Here is an 18,268-nt window from a genome sequence, read left to right on the forward strand (position 1 = left end):
GCCCTGAGCGAATCGCAATTGAGGGGGTCCAGGGTAAGCACCGGCGGACATGGCCTGGTGGTATCCGAAGAAGAAACACAGAGTATCTGCGAGAAGTTATAGAGCACTGATGGCTTGATCTGGCTGTTGTTGTAGGAGCCGACCGTTTCCACTTTATAACAATAGGTAGAGTCCTTGAAAATGGTCACATTCACGGTTCCGTCGGCGGCGTATTTGTCGGCCCCATCATCGACGTAGGTAAATGTCTGCGGCCCGGTGACGGATACTTCGGCAATGCGGTTGAATGTGCCGGGTTTCGTTTTATCCTCGCGGTACACGCGGTGCACGCGGTTGCCATTGTCCCAGGGCACGAGCGCGGTCCATTTCAATCCTACCTGATTAGGCTGTGCAGCGGCTTGTTCGAGCCTTACCGAGCTGGCGGTTTCGGTTTCGTCAAACTTGGTGAGCTGACCGTTTACGGTGGTATAATATTCGAGCTTGTAGTTGTAGGCATTGACCTGTGTGTTCAGCCCTTTATCGACGAACAGGGTATCGGCAGCTCCTGGTGTGAGGTTTGTGTTGATGTCGGCAATTTTGGTGAAAGCGGTACCATTCTGTCCGGTAGCCCTGTAAAGGCGGTACTGGGCGGGAAGGCCAGTTGCAGTGGCAGGTCTGATCCATTTCACGGTGATTTGTCCTCTTGTAGTGCTGGTAGAATCGACAGTCACGTTGGTGATGACCGGCATGGCCAATGGGAGGTTGAGGCAATACTCGGCGGAAGCAAGGCTTTCCCCGCCGCCGATCAGGTAACCCGGGTCGGTAGGGCTGGCACCTGGCCGTGGGAACATGGCCACGATGCGGTAGGAATAAGAAACTCCCGCGCGTAGGCCTTCCCCGCCGTTATTGTCCAAGAATGTGGTCTGGTTAATATCGACTCTTCCAATTTCTTCATACCCCGATCCGGCAGGAATGCCCGGGCTACATGGCTCTATGGGAATATCCGTACATCTTTCAGCCCGGTAGATGGCAATTTTGGCGCCGGGGATCTGGCATTTATAGGCATCCCAGTTAAGACGGTATGCTGTTCCCGTCGGATCAGCAACTGCAGTCCCTTTCAGACCCATTGGCTGAGGGCCGTAAACTCTGATATTCATAGTGGTCATATCGGCCAGCTTCTTGAATAGCGATGGGTTGGGGTAGGTAGGCGGAGGGCCGTCCTCCACCTTGAACAGCACGGAGTAAGTGCCCAAACGGATGTGATCACAGGAAGTTTGCCAGGTGAAAGTTCCGTTTACAGTACCCTGCGCGCCCTGATTGGCAACGGTGAAAGTCGCTACCGGAGGTTTGATTAGGGTGGGGTCATACAGGCCGCTGGCAGATGTCAATGTAAGCTTATCGCCGTTTTTATCGGTTGCGACAACCTTTTGGTTAATCAGCGTCCCTGCCTCGACGCAAATATCAGGGATTGGTGTAATCACCGGCCGATCGTTGCGGGCGTCGTCGACGATGATCTGCATATCGCGGACGATCTGCCCGATAAGCACGCCATCGCGCCATTCTTCGACGATAAATGCTACATTATAATAGCCTTTGGTAACAGGCGCATCCCAGATCAAATCGCCCGTGACGTTGTTCAGACTGAATGTTGCCGGGGTAGCTCCGGTCTCGGTCTGGCCGGGCGGGGTTGTCAGGTTGGGATCATCATATATAAGGTTCATGCCCAATCCATTAGCCCCGGCTCGCTGGGGGACGAACATCCGATAGGCGATGCTGTCGCCATCGGCGTCGAATGCAGCAGGGTTATGGATGTAGCGTTGCCCCACAGCCGCGAGGTCAATAGGAGCGTTGCGGAGAACGGGGGTTCTGTTCAAACCAAAAGCAGCATTGATTTCCAGGGTCGTACTTACATAAAAATTGAGACTCTTAGTCGGCTTTGGCCCGATGTTCAGCACGTTTTCGTTACGGGCATCCGCTTCGGCAGAGATGCGGTAGGCGCCTACTGACGGGAACGTGTAAATGGCTATGTACACGTTTTGAGTGGTATTGTTGCCAATATCGACAATGGGAAGAATCCTGGGTGCTTCAACAAATTGAGGCTCTCCGGTGCCTTTCACATTATTGATTGTGAAAGTGATCTTGGTCTGTGCATCAGCGGCACCTTTTCCACTAATCATGTCGAAATAGCCCGTAAGCTTGATCTCGTACGTGGGTGTGGTAAGCGACAGCCTTGTGGCCGTGATTTCCCCCGCCCGAAAGTGTGTGGCAAAAGCCTGGCCGAACGGCGCTATAAGCAGCAGGATAACAGTCAGAATCCGGAAAAATAGAGGTTTGGGCATGGGTAGGTTCGTTGATCGTTCGGCTATGTAACAACTCAACGAAACTCGTGTTTGAAAATGTGTGCTATTCGGTTACAAAATAGTTGGAGAGAAAGTGCTGATGCGTTCGCACTGAGCGTCTTGCTTTTGCAAAGACTAATCAGTCTAAATAATTCTTAATAATGATTATAAATAAACGGCGCGGTTTGCAAAAATGAAAGGGATTCTTTGTCTCGCTAACGTTTGTGATATACCTTTGAAAGGTTCTAAATATACCTCATTTTTTTGCACTAAAACCATTCGTTTTTGATTATGTCGTGGTTTTCACAAACGTTAACGAGCTCTATCGGTAAAAAACTTCTGATGGCTCTTACCGGACTTTTTTTGATCAGCTTTCTGGTAATTCATGCCACTATCAACGCCATGATTTTCTACAATGATGGCGGCGAGACGTTCTCCCACTGGGGGCATTTCATGGGTACTAACCCGATTATACGTACGCTTGAAATAGGCCTGGTGGCGGGTTTTCTGATCCATATCATTGATGGTTTGATGCTCTGGAAAAGTAACCGCGATGCCCGTCCGGTGAAATATGCTGTCAACAATGCAGCCGCGAACAGCACCTGGTACTCGCGCAGCATGGGCTTGCTGGGAACGTTGCTTCTGATTTTCCTTGTGATCCATACTTCTCATTTCTGGATTCCTAACCGTTCCAATCAGTTTGCAACAGGCGAAGAACTGAACCTTTATCAGATGATGCTCGAAACTTTCCAGAATCCGGTGGTGGTACTGATTTACGTACTGGGCTGCGTTTCACTTTTCTGGCATTTGCTGCACGGTTTTAAAAGCGCGTTCCAGTCGTTGGGTCTTAACCACGTGAAATACAATGGTGCGATCTCATTCGTAGGAACCGCATTCTCGATCATCGTGCCGATCCTCTTTGCATTAATGCCGATCTCGATCTACCTCGGCTGGGTGAAGTAATCCCGATAGCGTCTTATTTCTAAATTTTCGATTAAATAATATTTGATATATGGCAACGTCATCTCGTCTGGATGCCAGAATACCACAAGGACCACTCGAAAGTAAATGGAGCAAATACCGCTCGTCGGTTCCGCTTGTCAACCCTGCCAACAAACGTAATCTCGAGATTATCGTTGTAGGGACCGGACTTGCCGGTGCTTCTGCCGCTGCTACGCTCGCGGAGCTCGGTTATAAAGTAAAAGCATTCTGTTTTCAGGATTCTCCACGCCGTGCGCACTCCATTGCCGCACAGGGAGGGATCAATGCAGCAAAAAACTACCAGAATGACGGTGACTCGGTTTACCGTCTTTTTTATGATACCATTAAAGGAGGTGACTACCGTGCGCGTGAAGCGAACGTGCACCGCCTTGCCGAAGTTTCGGGTAACATTATCGACCAATGCGTAGCGGCAGGTGTGCCTTTCGCACGTGAGTACGGCGGCTTGCTTTCCAACCGTTCATTCGGTGGAACGCAGGTGCAGCGTACATTCTACGCAGCGGGTCAGACGGGCCAGCAGCTTTTGCTTGGAGCGTATTCAGGCTTGCAGCGCCAGGTAGGTATGGGTACTGTTAAAATGTACAACCGCCACGAAATGCTCGACGTCGTGAATATCGATGGCAAATGCCGCGGTATCATCGCACGTAACCTCATAACCGGGGAGATTGAAAGACACGGAGGCCACGCGGTACTGCTTTGTACAGGTGGTTACGGAAACGTGTTCTACCTTTCTACCAATGCAATGGGCAGCAATGTAACTGCCGCATGGAAAGCCCACAAACGCGGTGCATTCTTCGGTAACCCTTGCTTTACCCAAATCCACCCGACTTGTATCCCGGTTTCCGGCGAGCACCAGTCGAAGCTGACGCTGATGTCGGAGTCGTTGCGTAACGACGGACGTATCTGGGTTCCCAAGAAGAAAGACGACAACCGTCCGGGTAACGAAATCCCCGAAGGCGAGCGCGATTACTACCTCGAACGTCGCTACCCTGCATTCGGTAACCTCGTACCGCGTGACATCGCGTCGCGTGCTGCGAAGGAACGTTGCGATGCCGGTTATGGCGTAGGAACTTCCAAACTGGCCGTTTACCTCGATTTCGCTGCGGCGGTTGAGCGTTACGGACGAGGTGAAGCGAACAAGAACAACATTCACAATGCCTCCGATGCGGATATTACTGCATGGGGTAAGGCAGTCGTGAAAGAAAAATATGGTAACCTCTTCGATATGTATAAGCAGATCACGGGTGAAGATCCGTATGAAGTGCCTATGCGTATCTATCCTGCGGTGCACTATACCATGGGCGGCCTTTGGGTTGACTATAACCTGATGACCACCGTTCCGGGCTTGTACTCATTGGGAGAGGCCAACTTCTCCGACCACGGCGCCAACCGCCTCGGTGCTTCGGCGCTGATGCAGGGCTTGGCCGACGGTTATTTCGTGATCCCGTACACTATTGGTAACTACCTGGCGAGCGAAATACGTACTGGAAAAATCTCTACCGACCACGAAGCATTCGTGAAAGCGGAAGCGGAAGTGAAAGAGCGTATCGACACATTGCTGCGCATTCAGGGAAAAACCTCTCCGGAGCTTTTCCACCGCCGTCTGGGCAAGATCATGTGGGAAAAATGCGGTATGGCACGTAATGCACAAGGTTTGAAAGAGGCGATCGAAGAAATCCGTCAGCTGAGAAAAGACTTCTGGTCGGACGTGAAAGTAATGGGTACCGCCAACTACTTCAACCCTGAACTCGATAAGGCGAACCGCGTTGCAGACTTCATCGAACTCGGCGAATTGATGTGTATCGATGCTTTGGATCGTAACGAATCATGTGGTGGCCACTTCCGGGAAGAATACCAGACCGAAGAAGGCGAAGCATTGCGCGACGACGAAAATTATATGTATGTATCGGCCTGGGAACACAAAGGACCAGAGAATTGGGAGCTTCACAAGGAAGAACTGATTTACGAAAACATCAAAATTGCTCAGCGTAGCTACAAATAAGAAACCCCCGGTGGCACGGATTTATGCCACGCTTAAAAGTTGTATCAGAAATAAAGAATATAGGTATGGAAGGAAATATGAGGTTGTCTCTGAAAGTGTGGAGACAAAGCAATACAGACGCAGCGGGAGGTTTCGAAGACTACAAGCTGGACAACGTTTCCCCTGATATGTCATTTCTTGAAATGTTCGATGTACTGAATGAGCAGCTCATCGAAGAAGGAAAGGAACCAGTTGCATTCGACCACGACTGTCGCGAAGGTATTTGCGGGATGTGTTCGATGTATATCAATGGCCGTCCGCACGGGCCTCTGCGCGGGGTAACTACCTGCCAGCTGCACATGCGTTCGTTCAAAGACGGTGATACCATCGTGGTGGAACCGTGGAGAGCGCAGGCATTCCCGGTGATCAAGGACCTCGTTGTAGACCGTGACGCATTCGATCGCGTGATCTCTGCCGGTGGTTTCGTTTCTGTAAACACGGGTAACGCGCAGGATGCTAACTCATTGCCGATTGCGAAAGAAGCGGCTGACGACGCTTTTGCAGCAGCAGCATGTATCGGCTGCGGCGCTTGCGTAGCGGCTTGTAAAAATGCTTCTGCGATGCTTTTCGTTTCAGCCAAAATCTCCCAGCTGGCATTGTTGCCGCAAGGACAGGCGGAACGCAGCATCCGCGCCGAGAAAATGGTCGCTCAAATGGACGCAGAAGGCTTCGGAGCTTGTACCAACACCGGTGCCTGCTCGGCAGAATGCCCTAAGGAAATCAGCCTGGAAAACATCGCCCGCATGAACCGCGAGTACATCGGCGCGAAGTTCTCTTCTTCGGCGGTTTAAAATATATCTAATGCAGTGCGCAGGGCAGTCGGGTTTCCGGCTGCCCTGTTTTTGTTTTTGAGGGGTAAATAATTAGGCATAAAAAAGCGAAGCAGACGATCTCCCGACCGTCTGCTTCGCTTTTATTTGAATTCAGAATATTACTTCGCTTTGGTAGTATCAGCCGCAGCTGGCTTGCCTGAGCTTTTATATTCTTTGTTCAGACCGTCGATGATCTTCTTGGTGACATCCAGTGAAGGATTGGCGAACAGGATACCGCCGCCCAAAGAGTAGCCGAGAACGTATTCGTAGCCGTTTTCCTTGTTGTATTTATCGATATAAGAACGGATGTTTTTGTACAGTTCTTCGTTCTTTTTAGCCTCTTCCTGACCCAGCGCTTGTGCTGATTGATCGCGGTAGGCCATCAGGTCCTGCTGCTTTTTCATGAGCTGCGCTTCGGTTGAACGGGCTTGCTCAGGAGTCATGGTAGCTGCACGTTGCTGGAAGAATGCTACTTCATTTTGCAATGAGCGTCCTTTGGTAGTCAGCTCGTTTTCAAGCTGGAAATTCTTGTTTTCAAGCTCTTTTCTGGTATCCTTGAAGAAATCGTAGTTTTTCAGAAGCGAATCCACCTGAACGTAAACAGTGCGGCGGCCCTCCACTACTGCACCATCTGCGGCTGCACCTGCATCTGACGATTTGCTTGAAAAATGAAGGAAGAATAACACCGCCACAGCAAGCGAAAGGACGACGTTCCAGATCAATGAAGTATTGTTGTTCACGTTTTTAAGGTTTATTGTTTTTGAACGAGCCGCAAAGATAATGATTTGTGTTTAAGTACAATGAATAAGTGGCGACCCGCAGCTTTTACGAGGTATGGGTCGAAAGTGGTACCGGATGCTTGCGGAAGATTTGTCGCACCCAATACCCGGCTGCCCCTGAAAAACCGCCTACAAGGCCTCCTATGAGGGCTGTTACCAGTAAAAGCAGGACGCCGTTCGGCAGCATGAATATCTTCGCAACGCGGTCGGACAGTGCGCCGTCGGAAATGAAATGCTGGTAATAGCCGTAAAGCAGCCAAGGCACGGCAATGCCGCCGAAACCCGCCCAAAACGACCCGGCGGATCTGGAAGGACGCCATAGCAGGATTACAAACGGGACAATCGCAATTACCCACCACGGGGCGAATACTTGTAACAATGCCGACAGAATGGCTATAATAAGGAAATTCATAAGCTCCGGGTTAACGTTTTTGCAATACAAGACTGGACGCCAGGTGAGGTACTTTCTGATCCGGCGAGGTGAGGAATATCAACTCATTAAGCTCGCCCTTCTCCCATTTTTTTAACAGATTGAGATAATAGGGACTACCCGGATTACCCGACTGCCCTCCCGGATAAATGCCGTAGGCTCGCGGTGTTGGCCCCAGTTCGACGACCATTCGCCATGAAGGCCCTTTTCGCTTCGTCATCGCGTTCACAATGCTGCTGCCACCACCCGTCACCAACGGAGGCGCATTGAATGGTTTAATGCTCCGGCTCAAATGCCTGATTTCAGCGTCTTTCACCTTCGACCATTGCCATTCGGGGCTCATAGCGCCTTTTCGCTTGGTGAGCGTGTCAAGCGAGGCGTTGAAACTTTGATAAACCAGGTCGGGCAGTGTCTCTTTTTCGGGAGTATTCACATTATCGAACCACTTTTCATTCGGCTGTTTCAAAATCAGATATAATGTCCTGTCGCGCGACGGATATTCCATAGGCGCTTCGGGTGAAGAGAAATCGTCGTTCCAGATGGCCTGGCCCAGCAGCGGGAACCAGGTTTCAAAGATCGACGCGGCGATGGACTCGGGAGCATTCTGATAATTCCAGTTGGAAAGCAGGATATGGGCCGCTTTCTGTTTCGGGGTCAATGACCTTGTTTCGAGAATACCTAGAAGCTTGGGCAGCAATGTGCGCGCCAAAACGCTGAAATTGTCGTTTTGAAGCATGCGGAGGCTGTCGGCATTGGCGTTGGTCATCGCTTGCAGCCGCTCGTTAATGCGGATACCCCGCTCGGAAGGCGCAAAACTCCAGTTGATATAATAAGGATAGGTAGTATCGGCGGAGGACTGGTTTGCACTGCTTACAAAACCTCTCGGCGGATTTTTCACGAACGGGTTCTGCTCAGCCGGGATCCAGCCGTGCCAGTCATCGGCAGGCGAGGAGCCGTCCAGCAGGAATTTGCCCTGTTCCTTATATTTCAAAGGCATTTTACCATTGACGGTAATAGCAATATTCTTCTCGTTGTCGGCAAATACGAAGTTTTGGGCGGGTCCCACATAGTTAGTCAATGCCTTGCGGTAATCGTCGTAGGTTTTAGCCTTGTTGAGCTCGTAAAAGGTTATGAAACTGTTGCCCGGTTCATGACCGATCCATTTGATCGCCAGATTGGGCAAATCGCCGAAGGTACCGTCCGAGTCAGTCACGGGTCCGTGATGGGTGTAGAGAATGGTTTCCCGGTAGGGTTTCAGCTGGCCTTTGACATGGATGATTTCCTCCCGCTTGTGCGTCGGTTTCCATTGATTATCATGCCAATAGAAGTTCCGGTATTCATTTTTGAATTTGATTTTATATAAATCAAACACATCGGCATCCACGTTGGTAACGCCCCAGGCAACCCGCTCATTAAAGCCGATTATCACACTCGGAATGCCCGGTAGCGATACACCGTACACATTCATGTCGGGTGAATGGAGTTGCACCTGATACCAGATAGACGGTAAAGATAGTTCGAGGTGCGGGTCGTTGGCCAGGATAGGATAGCCGGTTATGGATTTTTCGGCCCCCACCGCCCAGTTGTTGCTGCCGATCCCTTCTTCTTTGGGCGCCCTCGGAGGCAGTGCGGTAAGGGATTTTGCGGATAACAAATTGCTGTCGCCAGGTGCCATTGGCGGAACGGCCTTTGGAACGGGGAGTTTAGGGAAATCCCAGGCTGTACCTGAGGGGATAATCGGGCTTTCCTGCAACATCGGGTAGTCGGGGAAAAGCTGTGCGATGGTTTCCCGGCCGTACTTTTTCAGCGCATTGGTCATAGCAAGCTCGTTGGAGCGCCCCGCAAGCGTGAGCGTCATCTGTTCGAGCATGTACATCGTATTAATCGGCTTCCAGGGCTCCGGTTTGTATCCCAAAAGTTTGAATTCGATGGGATAATCCTTCGGGGCCAATTGCCGGATAAATGCATTGACGCCCGCCGTGTAGCCGAGCAACGCCTCCCGCGAGCGGGGATCGGTCATAGCTACTTTGAGGTTAGCTTCTGCTCCGTAACCCATGCCCAGGCGACGGCTTTGCTGATCAAGGGTGAGTGTTGCCGGCCCCAGTATTTCGGAAAGCCGGCCTGCGGCGGCGCGGGTTTGCAGGTCCATTTGCCATAGCCGGTCCTTGGCGGTAATGTAACCCTGGGCGTAAAAAAGGTCGAAGTCGTTTTGGGCAAAAATGTGCGGCACACCGGAGTCGTCGAAGCGGATCGTCACCTCGCCGCGCAGGCTGTCGAGTTGCAGGGTTACGCGCGTTTTGGGATCGATCACTTCCTCACTGTTTTGCCATAACCCGCAAAAAGGACTCAGGAATGGCCCCAGTGCGGGTGCGGGTGCCCACGGCTTATCCAGCACATACACGAGCCCGGCAGTGATTGCGATAAACAGAATTGCCTTTACGAACTTCATACAGAGGATGTTGATGTGCTTTTGCTTGAAAAAGGTATTATTCCGAAACGGCCTGTACCATAGCCTCGACCAGTTCGAGATCCGAATACATGACCGATTTTTCATCCGGAATTTCCCCGGCCATTGAAATGCCATCCGGGAAGAATTTCTGACGTGCGGGGCGGAATTTTTTGGCAGTCAAATGCAATGCATGCACGCCGGCGGCTTTCAGCTCGGCCGCATTGTTGTGGTTTACGCCGCCGCCTGCCATAATTTCAATTTTCCCATCGGCTTCTCTGGAGAGCTTACCGAGCAGCTCCGTCGCCTGAATGGCGGAGGGCTTCTGACCGGACGTAAGAATACGCTCCGCGCCGGTGGCGATAATGTCTTTCAGCGCCTTCATCGGATCGGGCGTGAGGTCGAAAGCGCGATGGAAGGTAACTTTTAATGGTGCCGCATAATCGACGAGAGCCTTGGTGCGGGCCACGTCCACATTGCCGTCGGGCGTGAGTATGCCCAGCACGACGCCGTTGGCGCCCAGTTTTTTTGCCAGGTCAATGTCTTTTCGCATGATTTCTTCTTCAAAAAAATCATAGACGAAGTCTCCGCCGCGCGGCCTGATCATCACATATAGTTGAATGTCAATGTTTTTTCTTACGATTTCGATCAGTCCGGCGCTGGGGGTAGTACCGCCTTCGCCAAGCCCGCCGCATAGTTCAATCCTGCCCGCCCCGCCGGCCTGCGCATTGATACAGGATTCCAGCGAATAGGCGCAAATTTCAATAGTCATGATATGGTATTTGTAATGGTGAGGGAAATTAAGAGTTTTTCGGGGAGAGGGGAAACATGGGGGTTACAAACTTTGTAAATCATTGAAAAATTACCAATCTTGTATATTATTTACCAAAATGGGAATTATTTTTAGCTTATGAGGATTATTACCCGTGGAACCCTTCGCGACTTTTGGGAGAAATATCCCGACGCAGAGCAGGAACTTAAATACTGGCACCAAAAGATAAAAAATGCAAATTATCAGGCTGCAAATGAAGTAATTGCAGACAATCCAAGAGCGGATACAGTGGGAAATAACAGGATTGTGTTTAACATCTGCAGAAACCGCTATCGTCTGATAACCATGTTTAAATACCAGGTGCAGCGCGTCTATATCCGTTTTATCGGCACACACAAAGAGTATGATCGGATTACTGATATAAGGAATATATAAGGGTTATGAAGACATTGGAACAAATCAGAAGCGAATTGCGGCCGATCCGGTCGGAAGCGACTTACAGGGAATACCTGGATATAATAGATGAGTTGATAGATTTTGAGGAGAACAGCAGGGAAGGAGAGCTACTTGAACTGGTTTCCATTCTGGTCGAGAATTACGAGGCAAAGCACTACCCGATAGAAGCGCCCGACCCACTCGAGGCGATCAAGATCAGAATGGAGGAGCAGGGATTGAAGCGGAAAGACATGATCGACTATTTCGGCAGTGCCAGCAGGGTGTCGGAAGTACTCAATAGAAAGCGCCCGCTAACCCTCGAGATGATCCGTAAAATTCACAAAGGATTAGGGATTTCCGCAGAAACTTTATTAGCTGTATGAATTTCAAATTATTGATATTCAGCGCATTAATTGGGAGAAAAAAATAAATTTTGTAACCAGACAATTATTTTTCTTTTTTTTTGCTTTAAGCTTTTAAAAGATATCAAATTTTTTACTTTTGCAGAAAAGTAAAGTAACCATTAATAGGCGAAAATATTATGTACTGGACTCTCGAACTCGCATCGTACCTTGAAGATGCTCCCTGGCCAGCTACCAAAGACGAGCTAATTGACTTTGCAATCAGAACAGGCGCTCCGTTAGAAGTAGTTGAAAACCTTCAGGAGCTTGAAGATGATGGGCAGCCTTATGAAAGCATTGAAGAGATTTGGCCCGACTATCCCACGAAAGACGATTTCTTTTTCAACGAAGACGAATACTAAATGCAAACGGCACTCTATCGGTGCCGTTTTTTTATGATATATGGTCCGCTTTTTTTACGTGACTCGCTCCCCATAATTTTTTAAATCTGACAAAAGGAATGTAAATTGTTAGCGTTAACAAATGAGGAGGACGAGGTAAGTTACCGAAAGTGATTTAGTCATAACTCATAATTTATCCATTCCAACCCGATGGAGCTTCGATTGTTGAAAGAGCTGGTTAAGAAAGGTGAGGGGGAACATCTGGAATTCAAACTGAAATCCAATCACCCCGAGAAGATCGTCCGCGAAGTGGTTGCTTTCGCAAATTCAGGTGGCGGTAAGCTGCTGGTCGGAGTGGGTGACGACAAGACCATCAAGGGCCTTAAAGATGCCGAGGAGGATGAATACACGCTCTCTCGCGCCATCGACAAGTACATTTATCCCAAAATCAGTTTTAAAAAGGAGCGCGTGGCCATCACGCCCGATCGCGATGTGCTTGTGCTGACAATCCCGCGCAGCGTCGATAAGCCGCATTATGTGGTGGATGACACGGGTGCGAAGCAGGCGTACATCCGCGTGGAGGACAAATCGATCCAGGCGAGCCGCGAAATGAAGGAAATCATGCGCCGGGGCCGCGGCGAGCGGGACGTCAGTTTTCAGTATGGGGAAAAGGAAGAAAAACTGATGAAGCTGCTCGACGAAAAGGAGTCGGTGACGGTGGATTTGTTCGCGACGGTGGCGGGCATTCCCCGGAAAATGGCTTCCAACACATTGGTAGTGATGGTGCTGGCCCGGATCCTCGAAGTGCACCCGCACGAAATGATCGACAAATTTACCATGTCGATGGCTTATCAGTCGAGCTAGTTTTAGGCCCGCCGTAAACTTGCGAACGATAAATACTCGTGTGACCCGACAGGAGATACGAGACCACGCAAGCTATGGCCACAAAAACGCCGCATTCGCTCCCGAACAGTTCGATGCCCATTAGTATGCAGGCAAGCGGGGTATTGGTAGCGCCTGCAAACACTGCTACGAAGCCCATTCCGGCTAGTAATCCCATCGGAAGCGGGATGAAATACGATAATGCATTGCCCAACGCAGCGCCGATGAAGAATAGCGGCGTGACTTCCCCCCCTTTGAACCCTGCGCTGAGCGTGATGATGGTGAAAATGATTTTTAATGCAAAATCATACGGGGCCAGCTGCGTTGTAAATGACTCCACAATCACCGGAACACCCAAGCCAATATAACGCGTTCCGATCAGCCACACGCCTACCGAGACGATTATCCCGCCGACCACCGGCCGCAACGGTGGATAAGCAATGTATTGTTTGAATTGCTGGGAGCAAAAATGAATGGTTTTACTGAAAGCCGCCGCTATCATGCCGAATGCTATTCCCGCAAGAATGGCGTAAATAATATTGATAAACGACATTTCAGGAATGACCGGAATGTGGTAATGCGTGTGTTTTACCTGCCACAAATCGGTAACAAGGCTTGCAATGATAGCGGAAGCAAATGCAGGGAAAATGGCGTCGTATTTTAATCTTCCTATCAAAAATACCTCCAAACCAAATATCGCTCCGGCCAGCGGAGTTCCGAAAACCGACCCGAAACCGGCGCTGATAGCCGAAATGAGCAGGATTTTGCGGTCATAGGCATTCAGTTTGCATATTTTACTGAATTGCTCGCCAATGGCTCCGGCCATTTGCAGTGCGGTTCCCTCGCGCCCCGCCGACCCTCCGAACAAATGCGTGGTAACCGTTCCGAGCAACACAAAAGGTGCCATTCTGAACCGGATGAACTCCTTTGGGTCGTGAATCGTCTCGATGAGCAGGTTGTTTCCCCGCTCAACTTCCCTGCCGAAATAGTGGTAAAGCAAGCCGATCGCAAATCCGGCGACGGGCAATAGCCAGATGATCCAGGCATTGGATTCCCTCACATTGGTGGCCCAATCGAGTGAAACAAGGAAAAAAGCGGAAGCTGAACCGATAAATGCGCCTATTACGGAGCAAATAACCAGCCATTTTACAATGTATAATGTAGAAGGGAATCGCTTGTTAACGTCGGAAAGCCGGCCTAAAAATGTGTTGGAGTTACCTGATGGTTTTTGAGCGGACATAGTAATACCTGGTGATAATGAGCATTTTTCGTTATACCAGGCGCCATCAGCTTTTTAGGGCGGTTAAATAGGAAGACACCATTTCCTTTTTTGCAAAAATAGCAAAAAATCTACGTGTAAAAATAAATCGCCAACGCCCGCAGGCATTGACGATTTGAAAGAGCTCGACTTTCGGTGATCAGAATGGCAGATCGTCCGATTCGTCTTCGGTGAAAGTGGTTACCGGAGGCAGTGGTGCGCCGCCCGCATTGTAACCGGCATTACCACCACTAGCACCTGCTTTCTCTACTTTCCATGCGCGTACTTCCGTGTACCAGCGGGAGTTGTATTCACGGCTTTCCACGTCGATGGAAGCGGTTACTGAGTCGTTCACTTGCAGGTTAGCCTGGTCAATTTTGTCTCCCCAAAGTGAAATACACACTTTTTTAGGGTATTGAGAAGGTATTTCAAGAATGAATTCCTGCTTGCGCCACATTCCGTTTTTTCCCTGGCCGGTAACTTCCGGCAGCAATGAAATGACTGTTCCTGATACTTCCATTGATAATATGTTTTTTTAGTGTCGTTTCAAAAATGGTTCCAAAAGTAAGGTTTTTGACCGTCGATTGCAACGCTGATTGCTAATCGGTGCCGATGGCCTGGTCGAGATCGGCTATAAGATCTTCTACATCTTCTATGCCTACGCTGAGGCGTATCAACGTGTCTTTCAGGCCTATTTTTAATCGTTCCTCACGCGGCATGCCCCCGTGCGACATGCTTGCGGGGTGCGTACAAAGCGATTCTACGCCGCCGAGCGATTCCCCCAATGCAAAAACCTCCATTCGTTCCATCGTACGGACGGCTTTTTCATAGCTGTCGTCTTTCAGCTCAAAAGACACCACGCCGCCGAAACCTCGCATTTGTGCAGCAGCCAGTTCGTGCCCCGGGTGATCGGGCAGGCCGGGGTAATAGACCTTCCCGACTTTGGGATGGGCAGCGAGCCAGACTGCCACCTGCCCGGCATTCTCGCAATGCCGCTGCATTCTTAAGTGCAATGTTTTAATTCCCCTTAACACCAAAAAGCAATCCTGGGGACCGGGTACCGCACCACTGGCATTCTGGATGAATTTCAATTGAGCAGCCAGCTCGTCATCGCTCGTGATTAAGGCGCCCATTACCGTGTCTGAGTGGCCGCCCAGGTATTTCGTGACCGAATGCATGACGATATCGGCTCCAAGATCCAGCGGGTTTTGCAGGTAGGGCGATGCAAACGTGTTATCTACGCAGGTTAACACACCCCGTTGTTTACAAACCTGGGCAATTTGTCCAATATCGATGATTTTCAGCAATGGATTGGTGGGCGTTTCCAGCCAGACGAGCTTCGTGTTTCCCGATAGCAGCCGATCGATTTCACTGACTTCTTCAATATCCACAAACTTGAAAATGAGTCCCAGCGGCTCGAAAATGCGCTTCATGAGGCGGTAGGTGCCGCCATAGATGTCGCTGGGAGCGATGATCTCGTCGCCGGGTTTGAAAAGTTTCAGAACTGCGTCCGTAGCTGCGAGGCCGGAGGCGTAACAAATGCCGTGCTTGCCATTTTCAAGGGCAGCCAATGCTTTTTGCAATGCCGTGCGTGTGGGGTTGCTGCTGCGGGCGTATTCATAGCCTTTGTGCTTGCCAGGGCTTTCCTGAACGTAGGTGGAGGTTTGGTAAATCGGCGTCATAATGGCACCGGTACTCGGGTCCGGCTCGACACCGGCGTGTATGGCTTTGGTGGCAAATTTCATTTTTAGCTTTGAAAATTGCCACGAAGACACTAATTATCACGAATGTAACTTAGAGCTTCTTCGTGCCTTCGTGGCATAAAAAATATATTACTACAAAAGCAAGTTCACAAAAACCTTTTGTCAAAACAACTGGTTATTCAATTAGAAAAAGTAAAGCAGATTAGCCTTGGAAACGTCTACACCAAAAAGATTCTCACTTCCGGTCGTCGTAAGCCTATTGATGACGATCGTGCCATTGGTGACGACCTCTATCATAACGGCGTGGGCTATCAATCATGAAAAAATCCTCCGTGAGCTGCCGATAGAATGGTGGCTGGGTGTGACGGTACTGCTTACCCTGGCCTCCGCCTCCGCACTCACACCACCTACATTCCTGGCATTGGTATACGGTTACTTCCTCGGCTGGTCCTCGATCCCGATGCTTTTTGTATTGAACATCGGTGCAATCGCTATTATATATGTATCGGCGCATTTCCTGCATGCCGCTTCTGTGAGAAGTTACCTCATTCAGGTTTACCCGCAGGTGGGAACGTTGCTACGCCGGTTTTACAAAAATGAATTAAGGCTGATCTTTTTTGCCAAACTATCTCCCGTACTGCCGTTCGCCATTACCAACCTGTTTTTTGCGATGGCCGGCGCGCGTTTCAAACAAGTACTTACAGGCGGCACACTGGGTATGATCCCGCGGACCGTACTGGCCGTTTGGGCGGGCAAGGAAGCGCAGGATATCCGCTATTTGCTCGAACATCCGAATGAAGGATTAGCGACCAAATTGGTGTTGATAGCCCTCATTGTGATATCTACCGTCGGCATCGGATATTTCTTCAAAGACAAGAGTACAGTAGAATCCTAGGATGGTTTTTGATGGCGGGAACACTCCTTTGATAATATCGTACAATAATAGGCTACAAAACGCTACAAAACCATCGGCTTCATCCTGTTTCTTTGTGGTAAAGTTATAAATACCCGAAAAGTAGAATGAAATCCTTACCTTTCATTGATCTCGTTATTGTGATTGCCTACCTGGCAGGGATGGTTGCCGTAGGGATTTACTTTTCAAGGAAAAATACCAATGCCGAGCAGTTTACCAAAGCGTCGGGCCGTATTCCCGGCTGGGCGATCGGTATTTCCATTTACGCGACTTTTTTGAGCAGCAATACTTTCCTCGGCGTACCGGGTAAGGCATTCGGAAGCAACTGGAGTTCCTTCGTTTTTAGTTTGTCGATGCCGTTGGCCGCGTGGGTTGCTACCAAGTTTTTTATTCCTTTTTACCGAAGTACCGGCGAAGTTTCAGCCTATACCCACCTCGAACACCGTTTCGGACCATGGGCGCGGACTTATGCCGTGGCTTGCTTCCTGCTCACGCAGCTCGCCCGCATGGGGTCGATTTTCTTCGGGATTGCACTGAGCTTGCAGGCGCTGACGGGCTATCCGATGTCCACCATCATGGTAGTCGTGGGAATCTGCATTGTTCTGTACACGGTAATGGGCGGAATGGAGGCGGTAATCTGGACGGAAGTGGTACAGGGCGTGATTAAAACCATTGGTGCGCTGGTGATACTTTACCTGGTCGTGTCGGGAGTTTCCGGCGGGATGCCGAGCATTATTGAGATCGGTAAGGCTAGTGACAAATTCAGCCTGGGCACGCTGGCGCCTGATTTTACCACAGCCTCGTTTTGGGTGATATTACTGTACGGGTTTTTCATGAACCTGAATAACTTCGGGATGGACCAGAACTACGTGCAGCGGTACCACACAACATCGTCGGCAAAAGAAGCTGCCGGTTCGGTATGGCTTTGCGTGTACCTGTACGTGCCTGTGTCGCTGATATTCTTTTTATTAGGAACCTGTCTTTTTGCTTATTACCAGGGCAATCCGGAATTGCTGCAAACCATCAAAATGCAGGTAGCCGCCGAAAAACTGCCGGGAGGGACTTCGGACGCGGTTGCTAACCTTGCCGCGACACTCACGCCTGCCGACTATGGCGACAAAGTGATGCCGCATTTCATGGTTACCAAAGTGCCGGTAGGTTTGCTTGGACTGATCATCGCCGCGATCATGTCGGCTGCAATGAGCACGATTAGCTCGGGAATGAATGCCTCGGCGACGGTTTTCTCCGTGGACATTTATCAGAAGTATATCAAATCCGACCTCACACCGCAGCAATCACTGCGCCTGCTTTACATTGCCACGACCGCTTTCGGTTTGCTGGGGATGGTTACTGGGATTGCGATGATCGGCGTGAAAAGCGTGCTGGATGTGTGGTGGATGCTCTCGGGGATTTTTGCGGGCGGAATGCTCGGGTTGTTCCTGCTGGGTATGATCTCGAAAAGTACGAGAAACACCGAGGCGCTTACAGCCACTATTATCGGGATTGTAGTGATTGTCTGGATGACATTTTCGACTCAGCTTCCCGACACCTATTCCTATTTGCGAAACCCGCTCCACCAGAACATGATCATGGTGGTCGGAACACTGACGATCTTTTTGGCCGGCGTGCTGCTTACCAGGCTGAGACGTAAACAACCGGTTGAAAAAGAGGTGCTTTTGCACAGTAAGTAATTACGAGTCCGGTGTGTGAACCGGAATTTCAGAAGGATTTTTCTTATTAG

At 50.0% G+C, this 18,268-nt stretch carries 17 protein-coding genes and 1 riboswitch; of the genes, 9 read left to right on the forward strand and 8 right to left on the reverse strand.

Going from position 1 to position 18,268, the window contains the following annotated elements:
• On the reverse strand, nucleotides 1-2,315 hold a 2,315-nt coding region (locus tag CLV60_RS03145; RefSeq protein WP_106593967.1), incomplete at its 3' end, for a fibronectin type III domain-containing protein.
• Nucleotides 2,316-2,606: 291 nt separating this feature from the next.
• Between CLV60_RS03145 and CLV60_RS03150 the strand changes: the two genes are divergently transcribed.
• The 3 genes from CLV60_RS03150 (at nucleotide 2,607) to CLV60_RS03160 (ending at nucleotide 6,146) form a co-directional block, all read left to right on the forward strand.
• Entirely contained in the window at nucleotides 2,607-3,278 is a 672-nt protein-coding gene (locus CLV60_RS03150; RefSeq protein WP_106593968.1) for a succinate dehydrogenase cytochrome b subunit, read from the forward strand.
• 49 nt (nucleotides 3,279-3,327) lie between these two features.
• Nucleotides 3,328-5,316, forward strand: coding sequence for a fumarate reductase/succinate dehydrogenase flavoprotein subunit (locus CLV60_RS03155; RefSeq protein WP_106593969.1), 1,989 nt, complete (start codon nucleotides 3,328-3,330; stop codon nucleotides 5,314-5,316).
• 77 nt (nucleotides 5,317-5,393) lie between these two features.
• Nucleotides 5,394-6,146 (forward strand): succinate dehydrogenase/fumarate reductase iron-sulfur subunit, encoded by a 753-nt coding sequence (locus CLV60_RS03160; protein WP_211302197.1) that lies wholly within the window; start codon nucleotides 5,394-5,396, stop codon nucleotides 6,144-6,146.
• 140 nt (nucleotides 6,147-6,286) lie between these two features.
• Here CLV60_RS03160 and CLV60_RS03165 read toward each other — a convergent pair whose 3' ends face one another.
• From CLV60_RS03165 to CLV60_RS03180, 4 genes are all read right to left on the reverse strand, one after another.
• Nucleotides 6,287-6,907 (reverse strand): OmpH/Skp family outer membrane protein, encoded by a 621-nt coding sequence (locus CLV60_RS03165; protein WP_106593971.1) that lies wholly within the window; start codon nucleotides 6,905-6,907, stop codon nucleotides 6,287-6,289.
• 85 nt (nucleotides 6,908-6,992) lie between these two features.
• Nucleotides 6,993-7,358 (reverse strand): hypothetical protein, encoded by a 366-nt coding sequence (locus tag CLV60_RS03170; RefSeq protein ID WP_106593972.1) that lies wholly within the window; start codon nucleotides 7,356-7,358, stop codon nucleotides 6,993-6,995.
• A gap of 10 nt (nucleotides 7,359-7,368) precedes the next feature.
• Nucleotides 7,369-9,825: a penicillin acylase family protein gene (locus CLV60_RS03175; protein ID WP_106593973.1), complete on the reverse strand. Its 2,457-nt coding sequence runs from the start codon at nucleotides 9,823-9,825 to the stop codon at nucleotides 7,369-7,371.
• A 37-nt stretch (nucleotides 9,826-9,862) separates the two neighbouring features.
• Complete coding sequence (locus tag CLV60_RS03180) at nucleotides 9,863-10,594, reverse strand: copper homeostasis protein CutC (protein WP_106593974.1); 732 nt, start codon at nucleotides 10,592-10,594, stop codon at nucleotides 9,863-9,865.
• A gap of 138 nt (nucleotides 10,595-10,732) precedes the next feature.
• On the opposite strand from CLV60_RS03180, the gene CLV60_RS03185 reads away from it, so the two are divergent.
• From CLV60_RS03185 to CLV60_RS03200, 4 genes are all read left to right on the forward strand, one after another.
• Nucleotides 10,733-11,029: a type II toxin-antitoxin system HigB family toxin gene (locus CLV60_RS03185; protein ID WP_106593975.1), complete on the forward strand. Its 297-nt coding sequence runs from the start codon at nucleotides 10,733-10,735 to the stop codon at nucleotides 11,027-11,029.
• Between the two features lie 5 nt (nucleotides 11,030-11,034).
• Nucleotides 11,035-11,412, forward strand: a complete 378-nt coding sequence (locus CLV60_RS03190) for a helix-turn-helix domain-containing protein (protein ID WP_106593976.1) — start codon at nucleotides 11,035-11,037, stop codon at nucleotides 11,410-11,412.
• A 158-nt stretch (nucleotides 11,413-11,570) separates the two neighbouring features.
• Complete coding sequence (locus tag CLV60_RS03195) at nucleotides 11,571-11,792, forward strand: DUF2795 domain-containing protein (protein ID WP_013927448.1); 222 nt, start codon at nucleotides 11,571-11,573, stop codon at nucleotides 11,790-11,792.
• Between the two features lie 189 nt (nucleotides 11,793-11,981).
• The gene (locus CLV60_RS03200; RefSeq protein ID WP_106593977.1) at nucleotides 11,982-12,635 is read left to right on the forward strand and encodes an AlbA family DNA-binding domain-containing protein; all 654 of its coding nucleotides are present in this window, start codon (nucleotides 11,982-11,984) and stop codon (nucleotides 12,633-12,635) included.
• Here CLV60_RS03200 and CLV60_RS03205 read toward each other — a convergent pair.
• From CLV60_RS03205 to CLV60_RS03215, 3 genes are all read right to left on the reverse strand, one after another.
• Entirely contained in the window at nucleotides 12,604-13,893 is a 1,290-nt protein-coding gene (locus tag CLV60_RS03205) for a voltage-gated chloride channel family protein (protein WP_106593978.1), read from the reverse strand. The genes CLV60_RS03200 and CLV60_RS03205 overlap by 32 nt on opposite strands.
• Before the next feature lie 30 nt (nucleotides 13,894-13,923).
• Nucleotides 13,924-13,988, reverse strand: a riboswitch (Fluoride riboswitch).
• 83 nt (nucleotides 13,989-14,071) lie between these two features.
• Nucleotides 14,072-14,431, reverse strand: a complete 360-nt coding sequence (locus CLV60_RS03210) for a DUF3127 domain-containing protein (protein WP_106593979.1) — start codon at nucleotides 14,429-14,431, stop codon at nucleotides 14,072-14,074.
• A 79-nt stretch (nucleotides 14,432-14,510) separates the two neighbouring features.
• Nucleotides 14,511-15,656, reverse strand: coding sequence for a cystathionine gamma-synthase (locus CLV60_RS03215; protein ID WP_106593980.1), 1,146 nt, complete (start codon nucleotides 15,654-15,656; stop codon nucleotides 14,511-14,513).
• Nucleotides 15,657-15,822: 166 nt separating this feature from the next.
• Between CLV60_RS03215 and CLV60_RS03220 the strand changes: the two genes are divergently transcribed.
• Together CLV60_RS03220 and CLV60_RS03225 are read left to right on the forward strand one after the other, a co-directional pair.
• The gene (locus CLV60_RS03220; protein ID WP_229210795.1) at nucleotides 15,823-16,509 is read left to right on the forward strand and encodes a TVP38/TMEM64 family protein; all 687 of its coding nucleotides are present in this window, start codon (nucleotides 15,823-15,825) and stop codon (nucleotides 16,507-16,509) included.
• Between the two features lie 125 nt (nucleotides 16,510-16,634).
• Nucleotides 16,635-18,218, forward strand: coding sequence for a sodium:solute symporter family protein (locus CLV60_RS03225; RefSeq protein ID WP_106593982.1), 1,584 nt, complete (start codon nucleotides 16,635-16,637; stop codon nucleotides 18,216-18,218).
• Nucleotides 18,219-18,268 lie beyond the last annotated feature (50 nt).

The sequence above is a fragment of the Dyadobacter jiangsuensis genome, from assembly GCF_003014695.1.
GTDB lineage: Bacteria > Bacteroidota > Bacteroidia > Cytophagales > Spirosomataceae > Dyadobacter > Dyadobacter jiangsuensis.